20 protein-coding genes are annotated in these 18493 nt (G+C 64.9%); 4 read left to right on the forward strand and 16 right to left on the reverse strand.

The window, feature by feature from the left end; translation table 11 throughout:
* Positions 1 to 289: 289 nt before the first annotated feature.
* From Q7I88_RS09535 to Q7I88_RS09590, 12 genes are all read right to left on the reverse strand, one after another.
* Entirely contained in the window at positions 290 to 1507 is a 1218-nt protein-coding gene (locus Q7I88_RS09535) for an argininosuccinate synthase (protein ID WP_305095689.1), read from the reverse strand.
* Between the two features lie 79 nt (positions 1508 to 1586).
* Positions 1587 to 2138, reverse strand: coding sequence for a hypothetical protein (locus Q7I88_RS09540; protein ID WP_305095690.1), 552 nt, complete (start codon positions 2136 to 2138; stop codon positions 1587 to 1589).
* A 10-nt stretch (positions 2139 to 2148) separates the two neighbouring features.
* Positions 2149 to 3513 carry an MATE family efflux transporter gene (locus Q7I88_RS09545; RefSeq protein WP_305095691.1) on the reverse strand — a complete coding sequence of 455 codons (1365 nt, stop codon included), beginning with the start codon at positions 3511 to 3513 and terminating at the stop codon, positions 2149 to 2151.
* Position 3514: 1 nt separating this feature from the next.
* On the reverse strand, positions 3515 to 4762 hold the full coding sequence (locus Q7I88_RS09550) for an SAM-dependent methyltransferase (protein ID WP_305095692.1): 1248 nt from the start codon (positions 4760 to 4762) through the stop codon (positions 3515 to 3517).
* 90 nt (positions 4763 to 4852) lie between these two features.
* On the reverse strand, positions 4853 to 6130 hold the full coding sequence (locus Q7I88_RS09555; protein WP_305095693.1) for an SAM-dependent methyltransferase: 1278 nt from the start codon (positions 6128 to 6130) through the stop codon (positions 4853 to 4855).
* 136 nt (positions 6131 to 6266) lie between these two features.
* Positions 6267 to 7007: a molybdopterin-dependent oxidoreductase gene (locus Q7I88_RS09560; RefSeq protein WP_305095694.1), complete on the reverse strand. Its 741-nt coding sequence runs from the start codon at positions 7005 to 7007 to the stop codon at positions 6267 to 6269.
* Positions 6994 to 7668 carry a cytochrome b/b6 domain-containing protein gene (locus Q7I88_RS09565; RefSeq protein ID WP_305095695.1) on the reverse strand — a complete coding sequence of 225 codons (675 nt, stop codon included), beginning with the start codon at positions 7666 to 7668 and terminating at the stop codon, positions 6994 to 6996. Before Q7I88_RS09565 ends, Q7I88_RS09560 begins: the two co-directional genes overlap by 14 nt.
* Positions 7665 to 8426, reverse strand: coding sequence for an SDR family oxidoreductase (locus Q7I88_RS09570; RefSeq protein ID WP_305095696.1), 762 nt, complete (start codon positions 8424 to 8426; stop codon positions 7665 to 7667). The genes Q7I88_RS09565 and Q7I88_RS09570 overlap by 4 nt, the downstream gene beginning before the upstream one ends.
* Entirely contained in the window at positions 8423 to 9019 is a 597-nt protein-coding gene (locus Q7I88_RS09575) for a YceI family protein (protein ID WP_305095697.1), read from the reverse strand. The genes Q7I88_RS09570 and Q7I88_RS09575 overlap by 4 nt, the downstream gene beginning before the upstream one ends.
* 72 nt (positions 9020 to 9091) lie before the next feature.
* Positions 9092 to 10330 (reverse strand): cytochrome b/b6 domain-containing protein, encoded by a 1239-nt coding sequence (locus Q7I88_RS09580; protein WP_305095698.1) that lies wholly within the window; start codon positions 10328 to 10330, stop codon positions 9092 to 9094.
* A gap of 85 nt (positions 10331 to 10415) precedes the next feature.
* A complete protein-coding gene (locus Q7I88_RS09585) occupies positions 10416 to 12446 on the reverse strand; it encodes an NAD(+) synthase (RefSeq protein WP_305098589.1) in 2031 nt (676 codons plus the stop codon).
* A 300-nt stretch (positions 12447 to 12746) separates the two neighbouring features.
* Positions 12747 to 13199 carry a CinA family protein gene (locus Q7I88_RS09590; protein ID WP_369426041.1) on the reverse strand — a complete coding sequence of 151 codons (453 nt, stop codon included), beginning with the start codon at positions 13197 to 13199 and terminating at the stop codon, positions 12747 to 12749.
* Positions 13200 to 13371: 172 nt separating this feature from the next.
* On the opposite strand from Q7I88_RS09590, the gene Q7I88_RS09595 reads away from it, so the two are divergent.
* The 3 genes from Q7I88_RS09595 to Q7I88_RS09605 are packed head-to-tail and all read left to right on the forward strand — an operon-like array spanning position 13372 to position 14947.
* Positions 13372 to 13887 (forward strand): DUF305 domain-containing protein, encoded by a 516-nt coding sequence (locus Q7I88_RS09595; RefSeq protein ID WP_439648333.1) that lies wholly within the window; start codon positions 13372 to 13374, stop codon positions 13885 to 13887.
* Positions 13884 to 14375 (forward strand): DUF6692 family protein, encoded by a 492-nt coding sequence (locus Q7I88_RS09600; RefSeq protein ID WP_305095699.1) that lies wholly within the window; start codon positions 13884 to 13886, stop codon positions 14373 to 14375. The genes Q7I88_RS09595 and Q7I88_RS09600 overlap by 4 nt, the downstream gene beginning before the upstream one ends.
* Positions 14375 to 14947: a c-type cytochrome gene (locus Q7I88_RS09605; RefSeq protein ID WP_305095700.1), complete on the forward strand. Its 573-nt coding sequence runs from the start codon at positions 14375 to 14377 to the stop codon at positions 14945 to 14947. Before Q7I88_RS09600 ends, Q7I88_RS09605 begins: the two co-directional genes overlap by 1 nt.
* A gap of 107 nt (positions 14948 to 15054) precedes the next feature.
* On the opposite strand, the gene Q7I88_RS09610 is transcribed toward Q7I88_RS09605, so the two are convergent.
* From Q7I88_RS09610 to Q7I88_RS09620, 3 genes are all read right to left on the reverse strand, one after another.
* A complete protein-coding gene (locus Q7I88_RS09610; protein WP_305095701.1) occupies positions 15055 to 16266 on the reverse strand; it encodes an amidohydrolase family protein in 1212 nt (403 codons plus the stop codon).
* A 129-nt stretch (positions 16267 to 16395) separates the two neighbouring features.
* Positions 16396 to 16785: a glycine zipper 2TM domain-containing protein gene (locus Q7I88_RS09615; protein ID WP_305095702.1), complete on the reverse strand. Its 390-nt coding sequence runs from the start codon at positions 16783 to 16785 to the stop codon at positions 16396 to 16398.
* 136 nt (positions 16786 to 16921) lie between these two features.
* Complete coding sequence (locus Q7I88_RS09620) at positions 16922 to 17518, reverse strand: FMN-dependent NADH-azoreductase (protein ID WP_305095703.1); 597 nt, start codon at positions 17516 to 17518, stop codon at positions 16922 to 16924.
* Positions 17519 to 17597: 79 nt separating this feature from the next.
* Between Q7I88_RS09620 and Q7I88_RS09625 the strand changes: the two genes are divergently transcribed.
* Entirely contained in the window at positions 17598 to 17993 is a 396-nt protein-coding gene (locus tag Q7I88_RS09625; protein ID WP_305095704.1) for a winged helix-turn-helix transcriptional regulator, read from the forward strand.
* A 4-nt stretch (positions 17994 to 17997) separates the two neighbouring features.
* Here Q7I88_RS09625 and Q7I88_RS09630 read toward each other — a convergent pair whose 3' ends face one another.
* Complete coding sequence (locus Q7I88_RS09630; protein ID WP_305095705.1) at positions 17998 to 18438, reverse strand: nuclear transport factor 2 family protein; 441 nt, start codon at positions 18436 to 18438, stop codon at positions 17998 to 18000.
* Positions 18439 to 18493 lie beyond the last annotated feature (55 nt).

The following is an 18493-nucleotide window of genomic DNA, read 5'->3' on the forward strand; positions in this document are numbered from 1 at the left end:
TTCGCGGTTTCAACGCTCCGGGATTTGACAGATCCGAAGATCTCTCTTCTCCCTTCGCTCCACCCCGCGGCGTCTCGCGGTCGGCTCGACAGTGGTTCCAAAATCTCTTCGTCTTTTCAGGGTATTACCCCCTAAATCCGAAGAGCCAATCCCCGCTCTCGATGACTTGAAGATGCGCCGGAAGGGCGAGTCGGGCAAGCGCGCGAAGCGCCGGTTTTCCACTTTCAAGCCAAACAGCGGTGGACAAGGGTGGATAACTCAACGCTTCGCCGCACGACGCCGGGAGGGCTTAGCGGTCGCGCTTGGCCAGCAGCCGCAGGCGCAGGGCGTTGAGCTTGATGAACCCCTCCGCATCGGTCTGGTCGTAGGCGCCGGCATCGTCCTCGAAGGTGACGTGCTGCTCGGAATAGAGCGAGTTGGGCGATTTGCGGCCGACCACCATGGCCAGCCCCTTGTAGAGCTTGAGCCGCACCGTGCCCGAAACCTTCTCCTGGCTCAGGTCGATGGCCGCCTGCAGCATCTCGCGCTCGGGAGCGAACCAGAAGCCGTTGTAGATCAGCTCGGCGTACTTCGGCATGAGCTCGTCCTTAAGATGTGCGGCCCCGCGGTCGAGCGTGATCTGTTCGATCCCGCGGTGCGCCCGGGCGTAGATCTCGCCGCCCGGCGTCTCGTACATCCCGCGGCTCTTCATGCCCACGAAACGGTTCTCGACCAGATCGAGCCGGCCGATGCCGTGCTTGCGCCCGAGGTCGTTGAGCGCGGCCAGCAACGTGGCGGGGCTCATTGCCTCGCCATTGAGCGCAACCCCGTCGCCCTTCTCGAACTCGATCGTGATGTACTCAGGCGCGTCGGGCGCGTCCTCGGGATTGTCGGTGCGGGAATAGACGTAATCGGGCACTTCCTCCCACGGATCCTCGAGCACCTTGCCCTCCGACGAGGTGTGCAGCAGGTTGGCGTCGGTCGAGAACGGGCTTTCCCCGCGCTTGTCCTTGGGCACCGGGATCTGGTGCTTCTCGGCCCAGGCGATCAGCGCGGTACGGCTGGTCAGGTCCCATTCGCGCCACGGGGCGATGACCTTGATGTCGGGCGCGAGCGCGTAGGCGCTCAGTTCGAAGCGGACCTGGTCGTTGCCCTTGCCGGTCGCGCCGTGGGCGATGGCGTCGGCGCCGGTCTCGCGGGCGATCTCGATCAGGCGCTTGGAGATCAGCGGGCGGGCGATCGAGGTTCCGAGCAGGTAGTCGCCTTCGTAGCGGGCGTTGGCGCGCATCATCGGGAAGACGAAGTCGCGAACAAACTCCTCGCGCAGGTCGTCGATGTAGATGTGCTTGTCCGGGATGCCCATCATCTGGGCCTTCGCCCGCGCCGGCTCGAGTTCCTCACCCTGGCCGAGGTCGGCGGTGAAAGTGACGACCTCGCAATCGTAGGTCACCTGCAGCCACTTGAGGATCACGCTGGTGTCGAGGCCGCCCGAATAGGCGAGGACGACACGCTTGATCTGGTCGGACATGGTCGAAACTCCGCTGGAAACGGCGGCGCGCCTAACAGGCGAGCGCGCCGGCGGCAACGCAGGAAAGCTTGTTCGCGCTTCAGCCCTTGATGGGCCGCGCCTTCAGCTGCGGATTGAGTTCGGAGATATGGTTGAGCCAGGCGCGCGGCTTGCGCAGCAGCTTTCTTGGGAAATCGACCTTGAGGCCGGCCATTTCGGCGATGCGGCCGACGAAGTGAATGCAGTTGCGCGTATCGAGGTCGTAATAGTCGCCCGGGTGGTTACGCCAAAGTTCGACCTCCTCGCGCATCTTGCGATAGGTCGCGTCATCGACCGTGACCGTGAAATGGGTATTGGTCTTGGCGATCCACTTGGGTTCCTCGACCCAGATCGCCTGCTTGACCGGGCCGGTGAGGATCGCCGGAGTCACGTGCTTCGCAGTGAATCCGAAGTTCTCGTCGATCGTCTGCCCGGTGTCGTCGAGTTTCCCCTTGAAGACCACGAAAGTATGCGGATAGCGGCCGAACAGCACCGAGCCGTTGAAGCTGTGGAACTCGACGCTGACCTTGGCGGCTGCCGGCTGGGCGAAGCCGGCGAGTCCAGCAAACGCCAGGAGGAGGGCGAGCAGGACAGTACGAAAGGGGCGCGGCATCACCAACCCGTTATCCGCCCTTTGCCTCGCCTTCAACCGCCCGCGCGGTATCAAGGCCTGAAACAAGCGCGGGTAGCTGCAAGGCCAGTCCGGCGGCGCGAAAACCATAGGCCGCCCACAGGGCCAGCCAGACTCCCTGCGCCCCGAGCGGACGGAGCAACAGGTCGGTGGCGATATAGAGCGCGGTGGCGGCAATCGCCGCGTTGCGCAGCGCCCTCCCGCGCGTTGCGCCAATGTAGATCCCGTCGAGCATCCAGCTCGGCAGCCCAATCAGCGGGACCAGCGCCGCATAAGGCAGGAAGCGCTCGGCAGTCGTGCGAACCGCGGGCTCGGTGGCGATCAGCGCGATGATCCAGTCGCCCGCAAGCCAGAAGGCGAGCGCCAGCAGCACTGCGGAGGCGAGCGAGAACTCGCTCGTCAGGCGCACCGCGCGCAAGAAGCGCGGCCGCGACTTCGCGCCGATTGCCGCACCGACCCGCGCCTCCGCGGTGAATGCGAATGCGTCGAGCACAAAAGCGGCGACGTTGACGAATTGCATCAGCACGTGCTGCGCAGCCAGTGCGACCGCACCGAGCCGTGCGCCGGCGTTGGCGAACCAGGCGAACAGCATCAGCAGGGCGATCGTGCGTACCATCAGGTCGCGGTTGACCGCGAAGAGGTGGGCGAGGGCGCTGCGCTCCAACAACTCCTCGCTCCCGGCCCTGCGTGCCAGCGCCACCGGACCCGCTCCGGCGATCCGCGTTACGATGACGAGTCCGGTGGCGAGCGCCACCCATTCGGCCAATGCCGTGCCCAGGCCGACGCCCGAAGCGCCCATCCCGAGGCCGAAGACGAAGGCGATGTCGAACACGGCGTTGGCCAAGTTCATTACGAGCTGCAGAACCAGCGCCGCACGGGTCCGGCCGAGTCCGAACAACCAACCGGTTACTGCGAACACCGCCAGTGCGGCGGGCGCACCGAAAAAGCGCATGGTCACGTAAGCGCGTGCTTCGGAAGTGGTCTCCGCACCCCCGGCAAACAGCGCGAAGGCCAGTTCGCGCAGGGGCCACAGCAACGCCAACAGAGCGACGCCAATGGCCGCGCCGACCGCCAGGCCGCGGACGAGCAGCGCGTCGACCTCGCTCTTGCGACCCGCGCCGCCCGCTTGCGCGGTCAGGCCGGTCATGCCCATACGCAGGAAGCCGAATGTCCAGAAGACAAGGCTGATAACCGTCGCCCCGAGTGCGACCCCGGCGAGCGCGGCAGCATTGCCTGTGCGACCGATTGCGGCAGTGTCGACGAGGCCGACGAAGGGGATCGACGCCTGCCCGAGCATGATCGGCCAGGCCTGCGCGAAGACCGCACGGCGGCTCAGCGAGGCGGGCCTGTCGTTCACCTCAGCTCGCGAGCAAGCTGCGCTCGGCCTCCTCGATGTAGGTGCGCGTCAGCAGCAGGGCATGGCGGCTGCGGACGTACTGGATCTGGTAGTTGCACATCTTGCCGCTCTCGAACGAGGTGGCCGCCCCGGCGAGATAGAACGTCCACATCCGGAAGAAACGCTCGTCGTACATGGCGATGATGGCTTCGCGGTTGGCCATGGAGCGCCGGTACCATTCCTGGATCGTCAGGTTGTAATGGAGCCGCAGCGTTTCGACGTCGGTAGCGATAAGGCGGACCTTCTCGCTCGCGGCTACGGTCTCGCTGAGAGCCGGGATGTAGCCGCCGGGGAAGATGTACTTGTCGGTGAAGGCATCGGTCGTGCCCGGAGTGCCCATCCGGCCGATGGTGTGGACCAGCATGACACCGTCGTCGTGCATCAGGTTGGCGCAGGCGCGAAAGAACGTCTCGAACTGCGGCGTGCCGACGTGTTCGAACATGCCGACCGAAACGATCCGGTCGAAGGTGTCGCCGCGCGCTGCTAGGTCGCGGTAATCGATGAGCTCGAAGCTCACCTTGTCGGCCACACCGGCCTCCACGGCCCGTTCGCGGGCGAGCTTGAGCTGTTCCTCGCTCAGCGTGATGCCATGGACCTCGACTCCGGCGCGCTGTGCCAGGAAGATGGCCATGCCGCCCCAGCCGCAGCCGATGTCGAGCACGCGCTGGCCGGGCTGGAGGGCCAGCTTGGCGGCGATATGCGCCAGTTTCGCCTCCTGTGCCTCGCCCAGCGTCATGTCCTCGCGCGGCCAGTAGGCGCAGGAATACTGCATATGCTCCTCGTCGAGCATCAGGCGATAAAGCTCGTTGCCGACGTCGTAGTGGTGCGAAACGTTGCGCTTCGAGCTGCCGGGCTTGTTGACCGAGCGCAGGGCATAGCGAACGCGGTCGAGAAGCCGGCGGCGCAAGGTCGGCGAGGCGAGCTTCTCGCCCTTGTCCCACGGTTGATTGCGTCGCAGCAGCTGGATCAGCTCCATGATACCGGCGTTTTCGACGACGATGCGGCCGTCCATGTAGGCCTCGCCCGCGCCCAGCCGCGGGTCCATCACGACATCGCGCGGAACCCGAGCGTCGGTGAGGCGGATGGAAACATCGGGAAAACCGTCTGCAGGTTGGCCGAAGGTCGTCGACGTCCCGTCCGCATAGGTGACCGTCAGGCAACCGCGCTTGACGGTCCGGGCGAGGAACCGGTTGAAGAGACTTCGACTCATATCTGTGTTGTCCGGTGACTTGATATCTGCAGCAGCATCCTCGTTGCCGCCGCTTGGCGCATAGTTCAACCCGCGGCGACGCGGGACGCCCTATTCGGCCGCTTCCCTGAGCCCGGGGTCGAGATGCCAGACGGGCGGCTCCTCGCTCTCGCGCAGTCGCTCGCTTTCCTCGTGCATGAACTCACGGGTCATCGGGATCGCCTCACGGTTCTTCACGTAGACGATCTGCCAGTTGACCATGTTGCCATTGCGAAAGCTCTGTTCGGCTCCGGCGAGGTAGAACAGCCACATCCGGTAGAATTCCTCGTCGTAGAGCCCGACGATCTCGTCGCGGTGCATGACCGTGCGATTGTACCACTCCTCCAGCGTGTAACTGTAGTGGAAGCGCATCGCCTCAACGTCCATGACCTGCCAGCCATACTGCTCCGACTGCGTGACGAGTTCGCTCAGGGCCGGGATATAGCCGCCGGGGAAGATGTACTTTCGCGTCCAGCCGTCGGTGAACCCCGGCGGGCCGGCGCGGCCGCAGCAGTGGCTGAACATCACCCCGTCCGGCTTGAGCAGCTTGGCGGTGTGGGAGAAGAATTGCGGATAGTGGGCGGTGCCGACGTGCTCGAGCAGTCCGACGGAGCTGATCCGGTCGAACTCACCTGCGACGTCGCGGTAGTCCATTAGCGCGAACCTGACCTTGTCGGCCACGCCCTCGGCCTTCGCACGTTCCTTGCAGAAGGCGATCTGATCCTGGGCGAGGGCCACGCCAAGCACCTCGCAGCCGTAGTGCTTGTGCAGATAGAGCGCGAAGCCGCCCCAGCCGCAGCCGATGTCGAGCACCTTCATGCCCGGCTTGATGTTCATCTTGGCGGCCATGTGCGCCTTCTTGTCGAGCTGCGCCTTCTCCAGGCTGTTCGACGTGTCGCGGTAATAGCCCATCGTGTACTGGCGGTCCTCGTCGAGGAACAGCTCGTAGAGCCGCCGGGTCAGGTTGTAGGTATGCTCGGCGTTCTTGCGCGCCTTGCCCTTGAGGTTGATGCCGTCGGCCTTGGCCGCGAGCTTCTGGGCCAGCTTCTTGAGCGCACCCTGCGGCTGGATCGCGCTGTCGCCGTGACGCTTGGTGTTGGCCGTGACGAACAGGATCATGTCCCGGACGTCGTGCGGCGGCTCCACCACCAGCCAGCCCCACATGAATGCTTCGCCGGCACCGACCTGCGGGTAGCGGGCGATGTGGTTGGCCGCCTTGCGATGGGTCAGGCGGATGCGGATTTCTTCGCCGCCGCCGGGCCCATATTCGTAGACTTTGCCATCATGATCGGTGACCACCAGCCGTCCATCGCGGATCGCCTTGGTCAGAAACTTGTCGAGCAGCCACATATCGGGCGCCTCTCCCCCCTCGATTGCAAAGCGGGAGCGTGAACTGCCGGATCGCGGACTGTCAATCTCTCGCTGTGAATCCGCCTTTGCGGTCGGCTCTGTGCTTGATCGGCGCTGGCCGCGTGCGACGCACCCGTCAGGCGCCCGCGTACCAGTGGTAGCCGGAACGGTCCTCCCAGTATCCACCCTTGCCGCCGGCGATCCCGTCGAGGCTCGCCACTGCTTCGATTGCCGTCAGGTATTTGGCGCTCTTGTAGCCGAGCTGGCGTTCTATCCGCACGCGCAGGGGCGCGCCGTTGGCGACCGGCAGCGGTTCGCCATTGAGGGAATGGGCGACGATCGTCTGCGGATGGTAGGCATCGACCATGTCGACGCTTTCGTAATACGGGCTGCCTGCCAGGATGTCGGCGCAGCGGAACACGACATAGTTGGCGGCGGACTGCACCCCGGCCATGTCGAGCAAGGTGCCGAGTCGGGGCCCGGTCCACTCGCCGATTGCGCTCCAGCCCTCGACGCAGTCATGGCGCGTGATCTGTCTGCGCTGGGGCAAAGCCTGGAGTTGTTCTAGCGTGAACTGCAGCGGCCGGTCGACCAGTCCGCCGACGGCCAGCGACCAACCGGAAAATCCGCTGGCCAAATGCGCCGCATAAGCCGCATCGCCAGGATCGGTGGTCCCGTTGCCGCGAAAGAAGGGCGAGATGTCGGCCTTCGTGAATTCCTGCGCCAGCCCGCGCTGGCTGGCGAGCGCGCGGTGCGCCCTGCGGTGCCAGTCCTCGGACAGCTTGAACAACGACTGCATCGGGCCGCTCTCGCCGATCTTCGAGCATCCGGCGAGGAAGCCGGCCCCGAGACCGGCGATCAGGTTACGCCGTTTCATCGATGGGCCCTCCGGTAATCATATCGCGCAATTGTCCGAGCGGACCCGACAGCAGGACAAGCGTGACGTGGAGCAGGAAGAAACCGAACAGCGCCCAGGCGGTGATGAAGTGGATCGAACGCGCACTCTGCCGTCCGCCGACGAGGGCCAACAGCGGGTCGGTGAGCGGTTCGAGACCCGGGCTGATCGACATGCCGGTGAGGATCATCGTCGGCAGGAGGATGAAGACGACGATGGCGTAAGCCAGCTTCTGCAGGAAATTGTACTTCCCCTCGCCGCGGGAGAAGTCGAACTTGAGGTGCGAAACGATGTCGGCGCGGATTGCGCTCCAGCGCCATTCCTTGCGCGTCGTGACGAGGTCGCGCATGAAATGGCGGTTCAGCAGGCTGGCGATCATGAACAGCAGCAGCGCGAGGGCAAAAACCCACGCGAACAGCAAGTGCCAATCGCGTGCCCCGGCAAGGCTGTAGTGGCCGGGAATCGTCGCCCAACCGGGGAATCGCATCACGTGCAGCCATGCCTCGCTGCTCTCGAAGCCCCAATCGCCCCAATAGAGGCGCGGGTGGGCGTTGGAGATGTTGAGGCCCGACATGAACAGGATGGCCAGCGCCAGAAGGTTGACCCAATGCCAAAGACGCGTCGCGAGACGATGCTTTTTCATAGAGATTCCTCTCTGGCGAGAAAGATCACGTCGCGCGCCTGGTTTAGCAGGTGCTGGCCCGAATCGACAAATAGGGTCTGCCCGCTGGCGAGCGGTCCGCAAGCGAGAAACCATGCCGCTTCGGCGATTTCGCCCTCGCCGGTGCGGCGCTGCAGCAGGTTGAGACGGTGCGAGCGTTCCGCTTCCTCGGCGGACTGATCGTGGCTCGGCAGGATCGCGCCCGGGGCGAGAGCGAAGACCCGGTCTTCGGCGGGCAGCGCCATGGCCATCATCGGCACCGTCCCGGCCAGGGCGTGCTTGCTCATCGTGTAGCTGAAGAAGTCGGGATTGGGATTCGCGAGCTTCTGGTCGGTCACCTGGATTGCGCAGCGCCCTTGGGCCGAGCGGGCATTGTGCATGAAGGTGTGAGTCATCACCGCCGGGGCCACTGCGTTGACGCGCATCGCCTCGCGGTTGGTCTCGGGGTCGAGCGTGCCGACATCGTCGGGCTTGAAGACCGAGGCCGAATTGACCAGCACGCGCCAGTCGGGCAGCCGCGCTGCGAGGTCGAGGATCATCGCCTGCGCGGCGCCGAGATCGACGAGGTTGCACGCAACGACTTCGGCATCGGGCAATTCCGCGGCGAGTGAGTCGGCTTCGCTGCGCGAGCGGTTGCAGTGAATGACGACGTGCCAGCCCTCGACGGCGAAGCGGCGGCAAATCGCCGCGCCGATGCGGCGCGCCCCTCCGGTAACGAGGACGGCGGGCCTTGCGCTCACTCGCGAACGGCGTCGAACGAGAAGGTCAGCCCGACGGTCTGATCGAGCCCGCCGCCGTGAGAGCCGAGGCCGATGCCATAGCCGACTCGGTCGATCGAAGCCTGTCCTTCGACATGGCGCTGCGCACCGCTGCCGCTGAGACGGAATTCAACGTCCTGCGCCATGCTCATGCCGTGGAGCGAGAGAGTGCCGTGGGCGACGAAGCGCCCGTCGGGCAGGCTCTCGACGTTGTCGCTGGAGAAGGTCGCGGTCGGGTGCGAAGCGGTACCGAAGAACTCGTCGTCCTGCAGCAGGCTATCCTTGAAGCTCTCGCCCACCGAGGCGCTGGTCAGGTCGACGTCTATCTTGATGGCCGCGTCGCCCGGGGCGTCGGGGTTGAAGTTGATCGTCCCGCCCCACTTTGAGAAACCGCCGTTAATGTCGGTCCCGTCGTTGGCGACCGCAAAGCCAAGCTCGCCGCCGGGCTGGATCGTCCAGGCCGGCGCGGTGCTGTCGGCAGCGACGGCGGTGGTGGAGCCGCCGAAGGCCACAAGCCCACCGCCCGCCAAAAGGGCGGCTGCCAGGGTCGCTGTCTTGATGCGGTACAATTTCATCTCGATCCTCTCCGAAATCCTTGCGCGGGCTATAACCGGGCCAAGGCGCTCTGTCATGGTGCCGGCGTTCGCCTAGTTCCTTGTCGCATTGAAACTGAACTCGACGTTGACCGTCGGCGATAGCGCCTCGGCCACTTCGCCCGATCCGATTCCGAATATCGTCCGATCAAGCGAAGTGGTGCCGGTGACGCTCTTCGTCTGTGCGTTTCCCTGCAGCTTGAAAGTGAGGGGTACCGACTTGGTCTGCCCCTTCAGCGACAGGCGGCCCTGCGCCTTGAAGGTGCCTGGCCCGGTCGCTTGCACCGAGGTGCTTCGCCAGGTGGCCGTGCCGGCAGGGCCGAGAAAATCGGCTTGCCGCAGCATCGAATCCTGGGTCGGGTCCGCGACCGTCGCACTCGCCAGGTCGACCTCGATGCGAATCTCGGCAGTGGCCGGGTCGCCAGGATCGAAGGCAATCGCGCCGCTCCAGCGATCGAAACGCCCGGCGATGCGATCGTCTCCGTTGAGGACCGAGAAACGCAGGCTGCCGCCCGGGGCTATCGTCCATACCGGTGGGGCGGCAGGCTCGTTCGCCGGAGTCTCGGTCGCAGCCACGTCCGGCGGCTCTGCGCTCTCGGTGGCGAGCGGACTCGGGGTGGCGGACGGTGTCGGTGTAGCGGGCGGGGCTGCGCTATCGACCGGTGCCTCGCTGGCAACCCCGTCCTTCTCCGGCTGCGGCGCCGACAGCGCGAAGGGGAGCATGAAAAGCAGCGCCGCAAGGCCCAGCAACCCCAGTGCTGCCATCGAAGATCCGCCGGGCGCCATCCGGCCAAGCGTTTCATCGTGGAGCAGCAATTGGTGACGCAAGGCGCCGGCGATGTGCAGCGCGACGAGTGCGGCACCAGCCCAGGCAAGCACTGTGTGAAGCTGCTCGGCAGGTTCGAACGCGCCGTGGGGGAGGGGCAAGTGCGGCCAGCCGATCTTGCCGAACAGCACGGTCGGCACTTCGACCGGCGCGGTCGACACGAGCGCCCAGCCCGAGAGCGGAGCAAGCAGCATGAAAACATAGAGGCCGCCGTGAACCGTCTTTGCCAGCGTCGTCTGCCAGCCGGTATCGAGCGCCGGCGGCGGCGTGCGTAGCAACCGCCAGGCAATTCGGCAGACGGTGAGCAGCAGCACGGTGATACCGACCGACTTGTGCAGCTGAATCAGGGCAAAGCCTTTCGTCCCTTCGGGCATGGCAAAGCCGAGTCCGATCTGAAACGAGAGGGTGATCGCAAGGAGCCAGTGCAACCAGATGGCAACTGCGCTGTACCGGGTTGCAATCTGCATGACGATCCTATTTTGCCGGAATCAATTAGGTTGCCATTATGCCGATCGGCGCAGAATTGAAAGCCTCCGCCTGTGCAACGGCCTGTTATGCGTCGGGGATGTTGGCGCGCAATTCTTCGAGCCAGACGTCGGCAACCGCGTCGCTCGGGGCGCGCCAGTCGCCGCGCGGGCTCAGCGCGCCGCCGCTGCTCACCTTGGGGCCGTTGGGGAGGGCGCTGCGCTTGAACTGACTGAAGCCGAAGAAGCGGCGCAGGAACTTCTCCAGCCACAGCGTGATGGCGGCGAGGTCGTACTCGTTCTTCATCGCCTGCGGGAACATCGCTGGCCACAGCCCGCGCTTCGCGTCGCGCCAGGCGTGCCAGGCGAGGAACGCGACCTTCGAAGGCCGCTGACCGAAGCGTACGACGTGGTGGACGAAGAAGTCGTTGAGTTCGTAGGGGCCGATGATCGCTTGGGTGCTTTGCAGTTGCTCGTCTTCGCCGGTGGGTACCAGCTCGGGGCTGATTTCGGTGGACAGGATCGCCTCGAGCACCGCATCCGTCGCGGGATCGAACTGGTCGGTGCGCGTGCACCAGCGGATCAGGTATTGGATCAGGGTCTTGGGCACGCCGGCATTGACGGCATAATGGCTCATCTGATCGCCGACGCCGTAAGTGCACCAGCCCAGCGCGAGTTCGGATAGGTCGCCAGTGCCGATGACGAAGCCGTGGTGCTGCCCGGCGAGACGGAACAGATAATCGGTGCGCAAGCCCGCCTGCACGTTCTCGAAGGTGACGTCGTAAACCGCTTCTCCGCGCCCATAGGGATGGCCGATGTCCTTGAGCATCTTTTCCGCCGCGGGGCGGATATCGATTTCCTCGGCCACGATGCCCATTGCGTCCATCAGTTTCCAGGCATTGGACTTGGTGCCCGCGGAGGTGCCGAACCCCGGCATGGTATAGCCGCGAATGGTCGTGCGCGGGATGTCGAGCCGGTCGCAGACCTTGGCGGCCACGATGAGCGCGTGGGTGGAATCGAGCCCACCCGACACGCCGATTATCATGCTGTCGCCGCCGGTCTGCTCGAAGCGCCGCATCAGGCCGTCGACCTGGATATTGAACGCCTCGTAGCAATCGTCGTCGAGCTTGGCTGCGCGGTTGGGGACGAACGGAAAGCGCCGGATCGGGCGGGCAAGACCGATGTCGCCCGTGGCGGGCGCATGGTCGAATTCGACAATCCGGAAGCTGCCCTCGGGCCGCCCCGCTTCTACGGCGGCATCGTTGAAGGTCTGCCACCGCATCCGATCGGAGAGAATGCGGTCGGTATCGACGTCGGCGACGCACAGCTCGGGGCGCAGCTCGAAACGTTCGCTCTCGGCCAGCAGGTCGCCGAGTTCGAAGATCATGCCCTGTCCGTCCCACGCCAGGTCGGTCGTGCTCTCGCCGTGGCCTGCGGCGGAATAGACGTAAGCGCTGGCGGTTCGCGCCGATTGCGCGCGGCACAGCATGTGCCGCTCGTCGGACTTGCCGATGACGATATTGGACGCCGAAAGGTTGACGAGAATTGTCGCTCCGGCCAGCGCACCGGCGGTCGACGGCGGGTTGGGCGCCCAGAAGTCCTCGCAGATTTCGGCGAAGACCCGGAAACCGGGCAGGCGGCTCGAGGCGAAGATCAGGTCGACGCCGAACGGCACCTCGGTCGCGGCGACGGCGATCGTCTTGCCGCGAATTCCGCGGCCGTGGGCGAACCAGCGCTTCTCGTAAAACTCGCGGTAATTAGGCAGGTAGCTCTTGGGTACGGCGCCGAGCAGGCGCCCGTCGGCAATTGCCAGGGCGCAGTTATAGAGGCGCCCTTCGTGGCGCAGCGGCGCGCCGATCAGCGAAACCGGGGAGAGGCCCTTGCTCGCCCGCACCACAGCGATCACGGCATGCTCCACGGCATCGAGCAACGCATCCTGCATCACCAGGTCGTCGAGCGCGTAGGACGACAGGCACATCTCGGGATAGACCAGCAAGTCGACGTGGGCGGCGTGGGCGCGCTGCAATTCGTCGATGATGCCGTCGCGGTTGTAGGCCACGTCGGCGGTGCGTACCCGCGGCGTGCTGGTGGCGACGCGGATGAAACCGTGGCGGTGCATGTCGTAGAACGGGTGTGCGCTCGCCGCCTCGCCCTTGCCCTTGGCGGGTTCGAGCCAGTCGCCTATCTCGCAAACGCCGAGATCGGCGAGGCGCTTCTGGATACTTGCTCCTGGTATTTTTCCCTGAGTCTCCCAGCCATAGACCGTGCGGCTCGGCCAGGGCTGCGGCGCTCCGAATTTCTGCCCGAATTCCGCGGCGGTAAGCGGGGGTCTCTGACGCTCGCGCCAAGCGCGTATCTTTTCTCCGGCTCGATGCATCATGCCCGAGTATCCTCAAAGGATACCAATGACAAGGCGCTATTACTCATCGAGCGCGGCTTCGATCATCTCGAGGGCCACCTCGAGCGCCGCTATACGTACCCCATCGCGGCCGATCTCGCCGAAATGCTCCTCGCGGTGGGCGCAGGTGCCATCCTTCCGCGCGCAGGCGAAGTGCACGAGGCCTTCTTCGTCATCCTCCGCGCCAGGGCCGGCGAAGCCGGTTATCGATAGCGCGATGTCCGCATCGGATCTCTGCAACGCGCCGCACACCATCTCAATCGCCACCTCCTTGCTGACACCGCGGCAACTTTCGACTTTCTCGCGCCGGAGCCCCAACAAATCGCATTTCGACGCCACCGAATAAGTGACGAACCCCCGGTCGAAAACGTGACCGCGACCTCGCACATCGGTGAGCAGGGCGGCAAGTAGGCCTCCGGTGCAGCTCTCCGCCGTGGCGAGCTTGGCTTGTGCTGCGTCGGCACGGTCGAGCACGGCGTGCGCGCGCTCCTGAACCTCTCTCGGCAAAACGGCATCTAGCGTTTCAGTCATCCAAACCTCGCTATGGCTCACTGCGAACACCGCAAGGTGCGCTGCGGTTCCGTGAGCGGGATGAACGATTTCGTCGTTGCTGCATTGATGGAGCACCCGTTCGAAGGAGGCAGCAATGCTGGGTAAGGCGCAGCAGGGCGACGGACCTTACGTCAAGTTCATGGCCATGATCGGCACATCCACTGCGGTGATGTTCGTGCTGATGTATCTCAACACCTACAGCATCGATCACGTGTTCTGGAGTGAGACGCGCTTCTGGATGGCCTTCGTGATGGGCGCCGCGATGATGGTGGTCATGCTCCTCTTCATGTGGGGCATGTACAAGAGCACGACCAAGAACGTGATCATCCTCGGCGTGGCTGCCGTCGTCTTCGCGCTCGCGCTCTGGCTGGTCCGCAGCCAGTCCACCGTCGACGATACCGAGTACATGCGAGCGATGATCCCGCACCATTCGATCGCCATCATGACCAGCGAGCGGGCGCATATTCGCGACCCTCGGGTGCGTGAGCTGGCCAAGGGAATCATTGTCGCGCAGCGGCGCGAAATCGCGGAGATGAAGTACCTCATCGAAGACATCGACAAGAACGGCGTGCGGGCGAGCGAGCACATGCCGCGGGAGGCAGCGCAATGAGGTATCTCGCTATCCTTGTCGCACCGCTGGCCCTGGCGGGCTGCAACCAGAACACGTCGGCCGGGGCCGACCGCGAGGCGCAGGTCGATCCGGCGCCGACTCCGGCGCCGCAGGTCAGCGCCGCGCAGGCACTATCGGGCATTGCGACCGAGGCGGTCGCGGTCGAGACGATGACCGATGCGGACATCGCCGCGCTTGGTCAGCGCGCGGGCAAATGCCGCATCGTGTTGACCGAGGTCGCCAAGCCCTCGCTATCGTTCGAACCGGGCATCCGGGCGACGATCAAGCTCAACGGCAAGCTCGTCACACTGCCGTCCAGCGGAGCGTCCAGCTATGCGGATGGCGGGCTGGAGGTACGTCTCCGACCGGTCGACGAGGAGGGCGATGCCGGACTTCCGGCCGAGGAGATGATCGTCCTGCTGCCAGGCGCGAAGGATGAACTGGGCTATCGCGGGTATCGGCAGTGCCTCCCGAGGAAAGCAAGCTGATGCGTTGGGCATCCTTTGTCGCCGGAATAGCAGCAACGATCGCCGTGATTTTGATCGTGAGCCTCGTCGTGGTCCTGGCCGGCGGTTACAACATCGCCGCGACCGATCGCCACAGCCCGCTGGTTGCTTGGGCGCTGCACACCAACTTCGAGAACTCGGTCAAATCGCACGCCGGCGACATTGCGCCGCCGCAGTTCTCCGCCGCGATGATCGATGCCGGCGCACCGGAATACAAGGCGATGTGCGCCCGCTGTCATGGCGGGGTGGGCGAAAGCCGCGAAGACTGGGCGGAAGGCATGCTGCCCAAGCCGCCGGCGCTTGCCAGGGCGGCCGATGAGTGGAGCCACGCGGAAATATTTTGGCTGGTCAAACACGGCGCCAAGATGACCGCGATGCCGGCCTTCGGCGACTCCCACGACGATCAAACCATCTGGAACATCGCCGCCTTCGTCAAAGCCCTGCCGACGATGTCTGCTGCGCAATACGCGGCCTATTCGACCGAGCACGGGGAGGAGAAGGAACGCGGCGAGGCGCATGCGCATGCCGAGGCCCCTTCGCCGCAGGCGGACTGACAGCTCCGCGAAAATCCAACCTGGCAAAAAAACGCTTTCCTGCAGGTGTGTGCAAATAGATTTCTGCAACCTCTCCTGCCTGCCGCGACAGCTGTACCAGATACGCGCTATTCGGCCGCGACCGCCGTATAGCCGATCGGCAACTCGGCGCGGATCGCCGCCTTGCCTAGGTCGAGGCCATAGAGTTTGGCCGCATTGCCGCCGACCATCTTGCGGACCTTCTCAGGGTCCATGTGGCCCATCGTCTCGCCGATGGTGCGCACCGAGTTGGGCCAGATCGAATCCGGGTGCGGATAATCGCTTGCCCAGAGCAGGTTATCCGGGCCCCAGAAGTCGGTCAGCGCCATCGTCGTCGGGCTTTGCTGGAATGTGCCGTAGACCTGCCGCTTGAACACTTGGCTGGGCTTCATCTTGTGCGGGATGCCGCCCTTGTCGTCCCAGTAGTCGGCGCATTCCCACAGCCGCCAGTGGCGATAGTCGAGTTCTTCGACCACCCACGGCACCCAGCCGGCGCCGCATTCGGCGATAACGATCTTCAGCTTCGGATGCCGCTCCAGGATGCCCCAGGCGAACAGGTCGACGAAGGGGTCGAGGAACTGCTCGATGAACATCTTGGCGTGGAGGAAGGTCGCCCCGGGCGAACCCTTGTACTTGTCGAACGCATCGCCCGCCTTGGGGAAGACGGTGACGTGGAAGCTGAGGACGATACCTGACTGTTCGAGCAGGTCGAAGACCGGTTCCCACCGCTTGTCCTCGAGCCGCGGCTCGGCCACCGCGATCTGGATGTTGGCCTGGCGGCAGCCGCCTTTTTCGGCAAGGCGCCTGAGCTCGGCAAAGGCGGCTTCGGGATGCGGTGGGAGCACGGCGACGCCGATCAGCCGCTCGGGCGAGGCGACGCAAAAGTCTTCGTAGAGCCAGTCGTTGTAGGCGGCGTAGCACGCGGCCATGAACTCGGGGTCGTCGGTCTTGATCGAGGTCACCGGGCCGAAGATCACGTGACCCCAGACGTTGTCGCGGTCCATGTCTTCCAGGCGTAGCTTTGCATTGCCGGCGCGCAGCTCCGTGAGGTCTTCGATCCCGCCGCGGTCATAGGCGGTGTGTAGCGGCTTCGGGCCCTTGCCGAAGGGATTGCCCTTTTTGCCCGACCAGAACCCCCAGCGCTCGCCATCGGCCATCCACATCGCTGGGCCGTCGGCAGCCGAGACGACCTGAGGGGTGCGCTCGCCCCACTTGCTCGCCATCCGCTTCTGCCAGACATCGGCGGGCAGCATATTGAGGTCGAGGTGGTCGTCGCAGCTGACGAGGGCGGCTTCGATCATGGAGCTCTCCGCAGGTACTTAGTTAGCTTTGCATACAAAATGACAGGTTCGCCGCGCATCGGCAACGCAAAGAAAAGGGCCGCGCGGGGGACTGGTCCGCGCGGCCCTGGTCTTTCACCGGGCGTTAGCTCAGCGGCAGCGCACGCGGTTCTGATCGATCGACTTGCCGAGCAGGGCGCCTACCGCCGCGCCGACGACGGTTCCGGTCGTGCGCTCGCCGCGGGTATCGATGGCCCGGCCGGCCAGCGCGCCTGCGGCGGCGCCGATGATGAGCCCGGTGGTGCCGTTGGAGCGCTTGCAATAGTAGCGCCCATCGTCGCCTCGCCAATAGCGAATGCCATTGTCGGTTGTGCGATAGCGGGGCTCGTAACGCGTGTGATAACGCTCGTAATAACGGTCATGATCCTTCGCCCGCTTGCCGTGCGCGGGTGCCCACGGCGGCGGGCCGTGATCAGCGAGGACGGGGGCCGCTGGCATCGCCAGCGCGACGGCGGCAGCGGCAAAGATGGTCTTTTTCATCGGTTCTACTCCCTTACGGACGTCAATGTGAGAGTGGAACCCGCACCTTCCCGAGCGGGTCCACAACCTCACATGAACGGCCCGACGAAGGCCCGAATTCGCGGCAGGCGGTGGCCGCGCCGCGACAAATCGAACGTCACAGCTTGGCGATTTCCTCGCGCGCGGCGGTCATTGCCGAATCCTTGGCTTCCGGGCCGAAGCCGATCCTTTCGGCGCGTACGAATTCGACGTCGTCGATACCGATGAAGTTGAAGAAGGTCTTGAGATAGGTCTCCTGATGCTCGGCCGGTCCGCCCATCTCGTAGGCGCCGCCCCGGCTCGAGGCGACGATGACCCGGCGTCCTCCGGCGAGCCCTTCCGGACCTTTCTCGCTGTAGCCGAACGTCACGCCAGGCACGCCGAGCCGGTCGAGCCAGGCCTTGATCGAGCTGGGCACGGTAAAATTGTACATCGGCACGCCGAGGATCACGATGTCGGAGGCCAGGAATTCGTCGAGCACGGCGCGTTCGGCCGGGAAGGCTGCCTTCATGGCGCCGTCGTGCGCATCCTGCGGTTGGCGAATGGCGCCGGTCTTGGCGACATCGAGGTGCGGCAGCGGGTCGGTGGCGAAATCGCGCACCACCCAGGTCGCGTCGGGATACTTGGCCCTGAAATGCTCGGCAATCGCGTCGGTCAATTCGCGGCTGACGGAGGCGTCGCCCGTGGTGGCACTGTCGATTCGCAGGATCTGCATGTCTTCCCTTTCGAGGTTACGATGAATAACTAGGGCGCATATGGAAACTGTCGCCACCAGTGCGCAAGGAGGCACATCGATGTCCGATAGGGACGGCAATGTAACCACCGCCGGGCATAGCCCGATCCGCTGCCAGGCGGTGAACGATATTCTCGCCCGCGTCGGCGACAAGTGGTCGATGCAGGTTGTGATGGGTCTGGCGGCCGGATCTCTGCGCTTCAACGCACTGCTGCGCGCGGTCGACGGAATCTCGCAGCGTATGCTCACCCGCACGCTGCGCGCTCTCGAGCGCGATGGGCTCGTCGACCGGGCGGTAACGCCGAGCGTACCGCCGCGCGTGGACTATTCGCTCACGATGCTTGGCCGTTCGCTGATAGAACCGGTCGGCACGCTCGGCGCTTGGGCGATGGAAAACCGTGCCGCGGTCGATGCAGCGCGCAGCCGGTTCGATGCGCGGGAGGGCGGTTCCGCCTGACCCTTTATTTGGGCGGCGGTCCGCCCGGCGCGCCGCTCATGAAGACGGCCTGGACCCGGATCTTGCCGCCGCGGACGAGGAATTCCTCGGTCGCATGGACCGGGCCCATTTCCCACGTTACGAAGCCGACATCGCCTTCTTCCCAGACTTTGGTGACCTTCATCGGCGGCGGACCTGAAGGTGCCGGCTTACCTCCCGCGTCGGCCCGGCCCGCGCCTCCACCACCCATCATCTGCGCATAAAAGGCGCGGATCGCATCCTTGCCGTCGAGAATCCGGCCCTGCTGCAGGACCACCGCATCGTCGGCATAATCGGCAACGATGGCATCGACATCGCCCCCGGCGTCGATGTGACGCTGCACCACCTCCGCCGGCGAAAGGTCGGCAGCCAAGGCAGGCGAGGCCAGCGCCAAACAAGCGAGCAGGGTCAACGGCACACGGATCATCGCGGTTCTCTCCCAATCTATTCGATAGGAGACTAACGAATGCCGCGCGCTCGCG

The organism is Croceibacterium aestuarii, assembly GCF_030657335.1.
GTDB classification, from domain to species: Bacteria; Pseudomonadota; Alphaproteobacteria; order Sphingomonadales; family Sphingomonadaceae; genus Croceibacterium_B; species Croceibacterium_B aestuarii.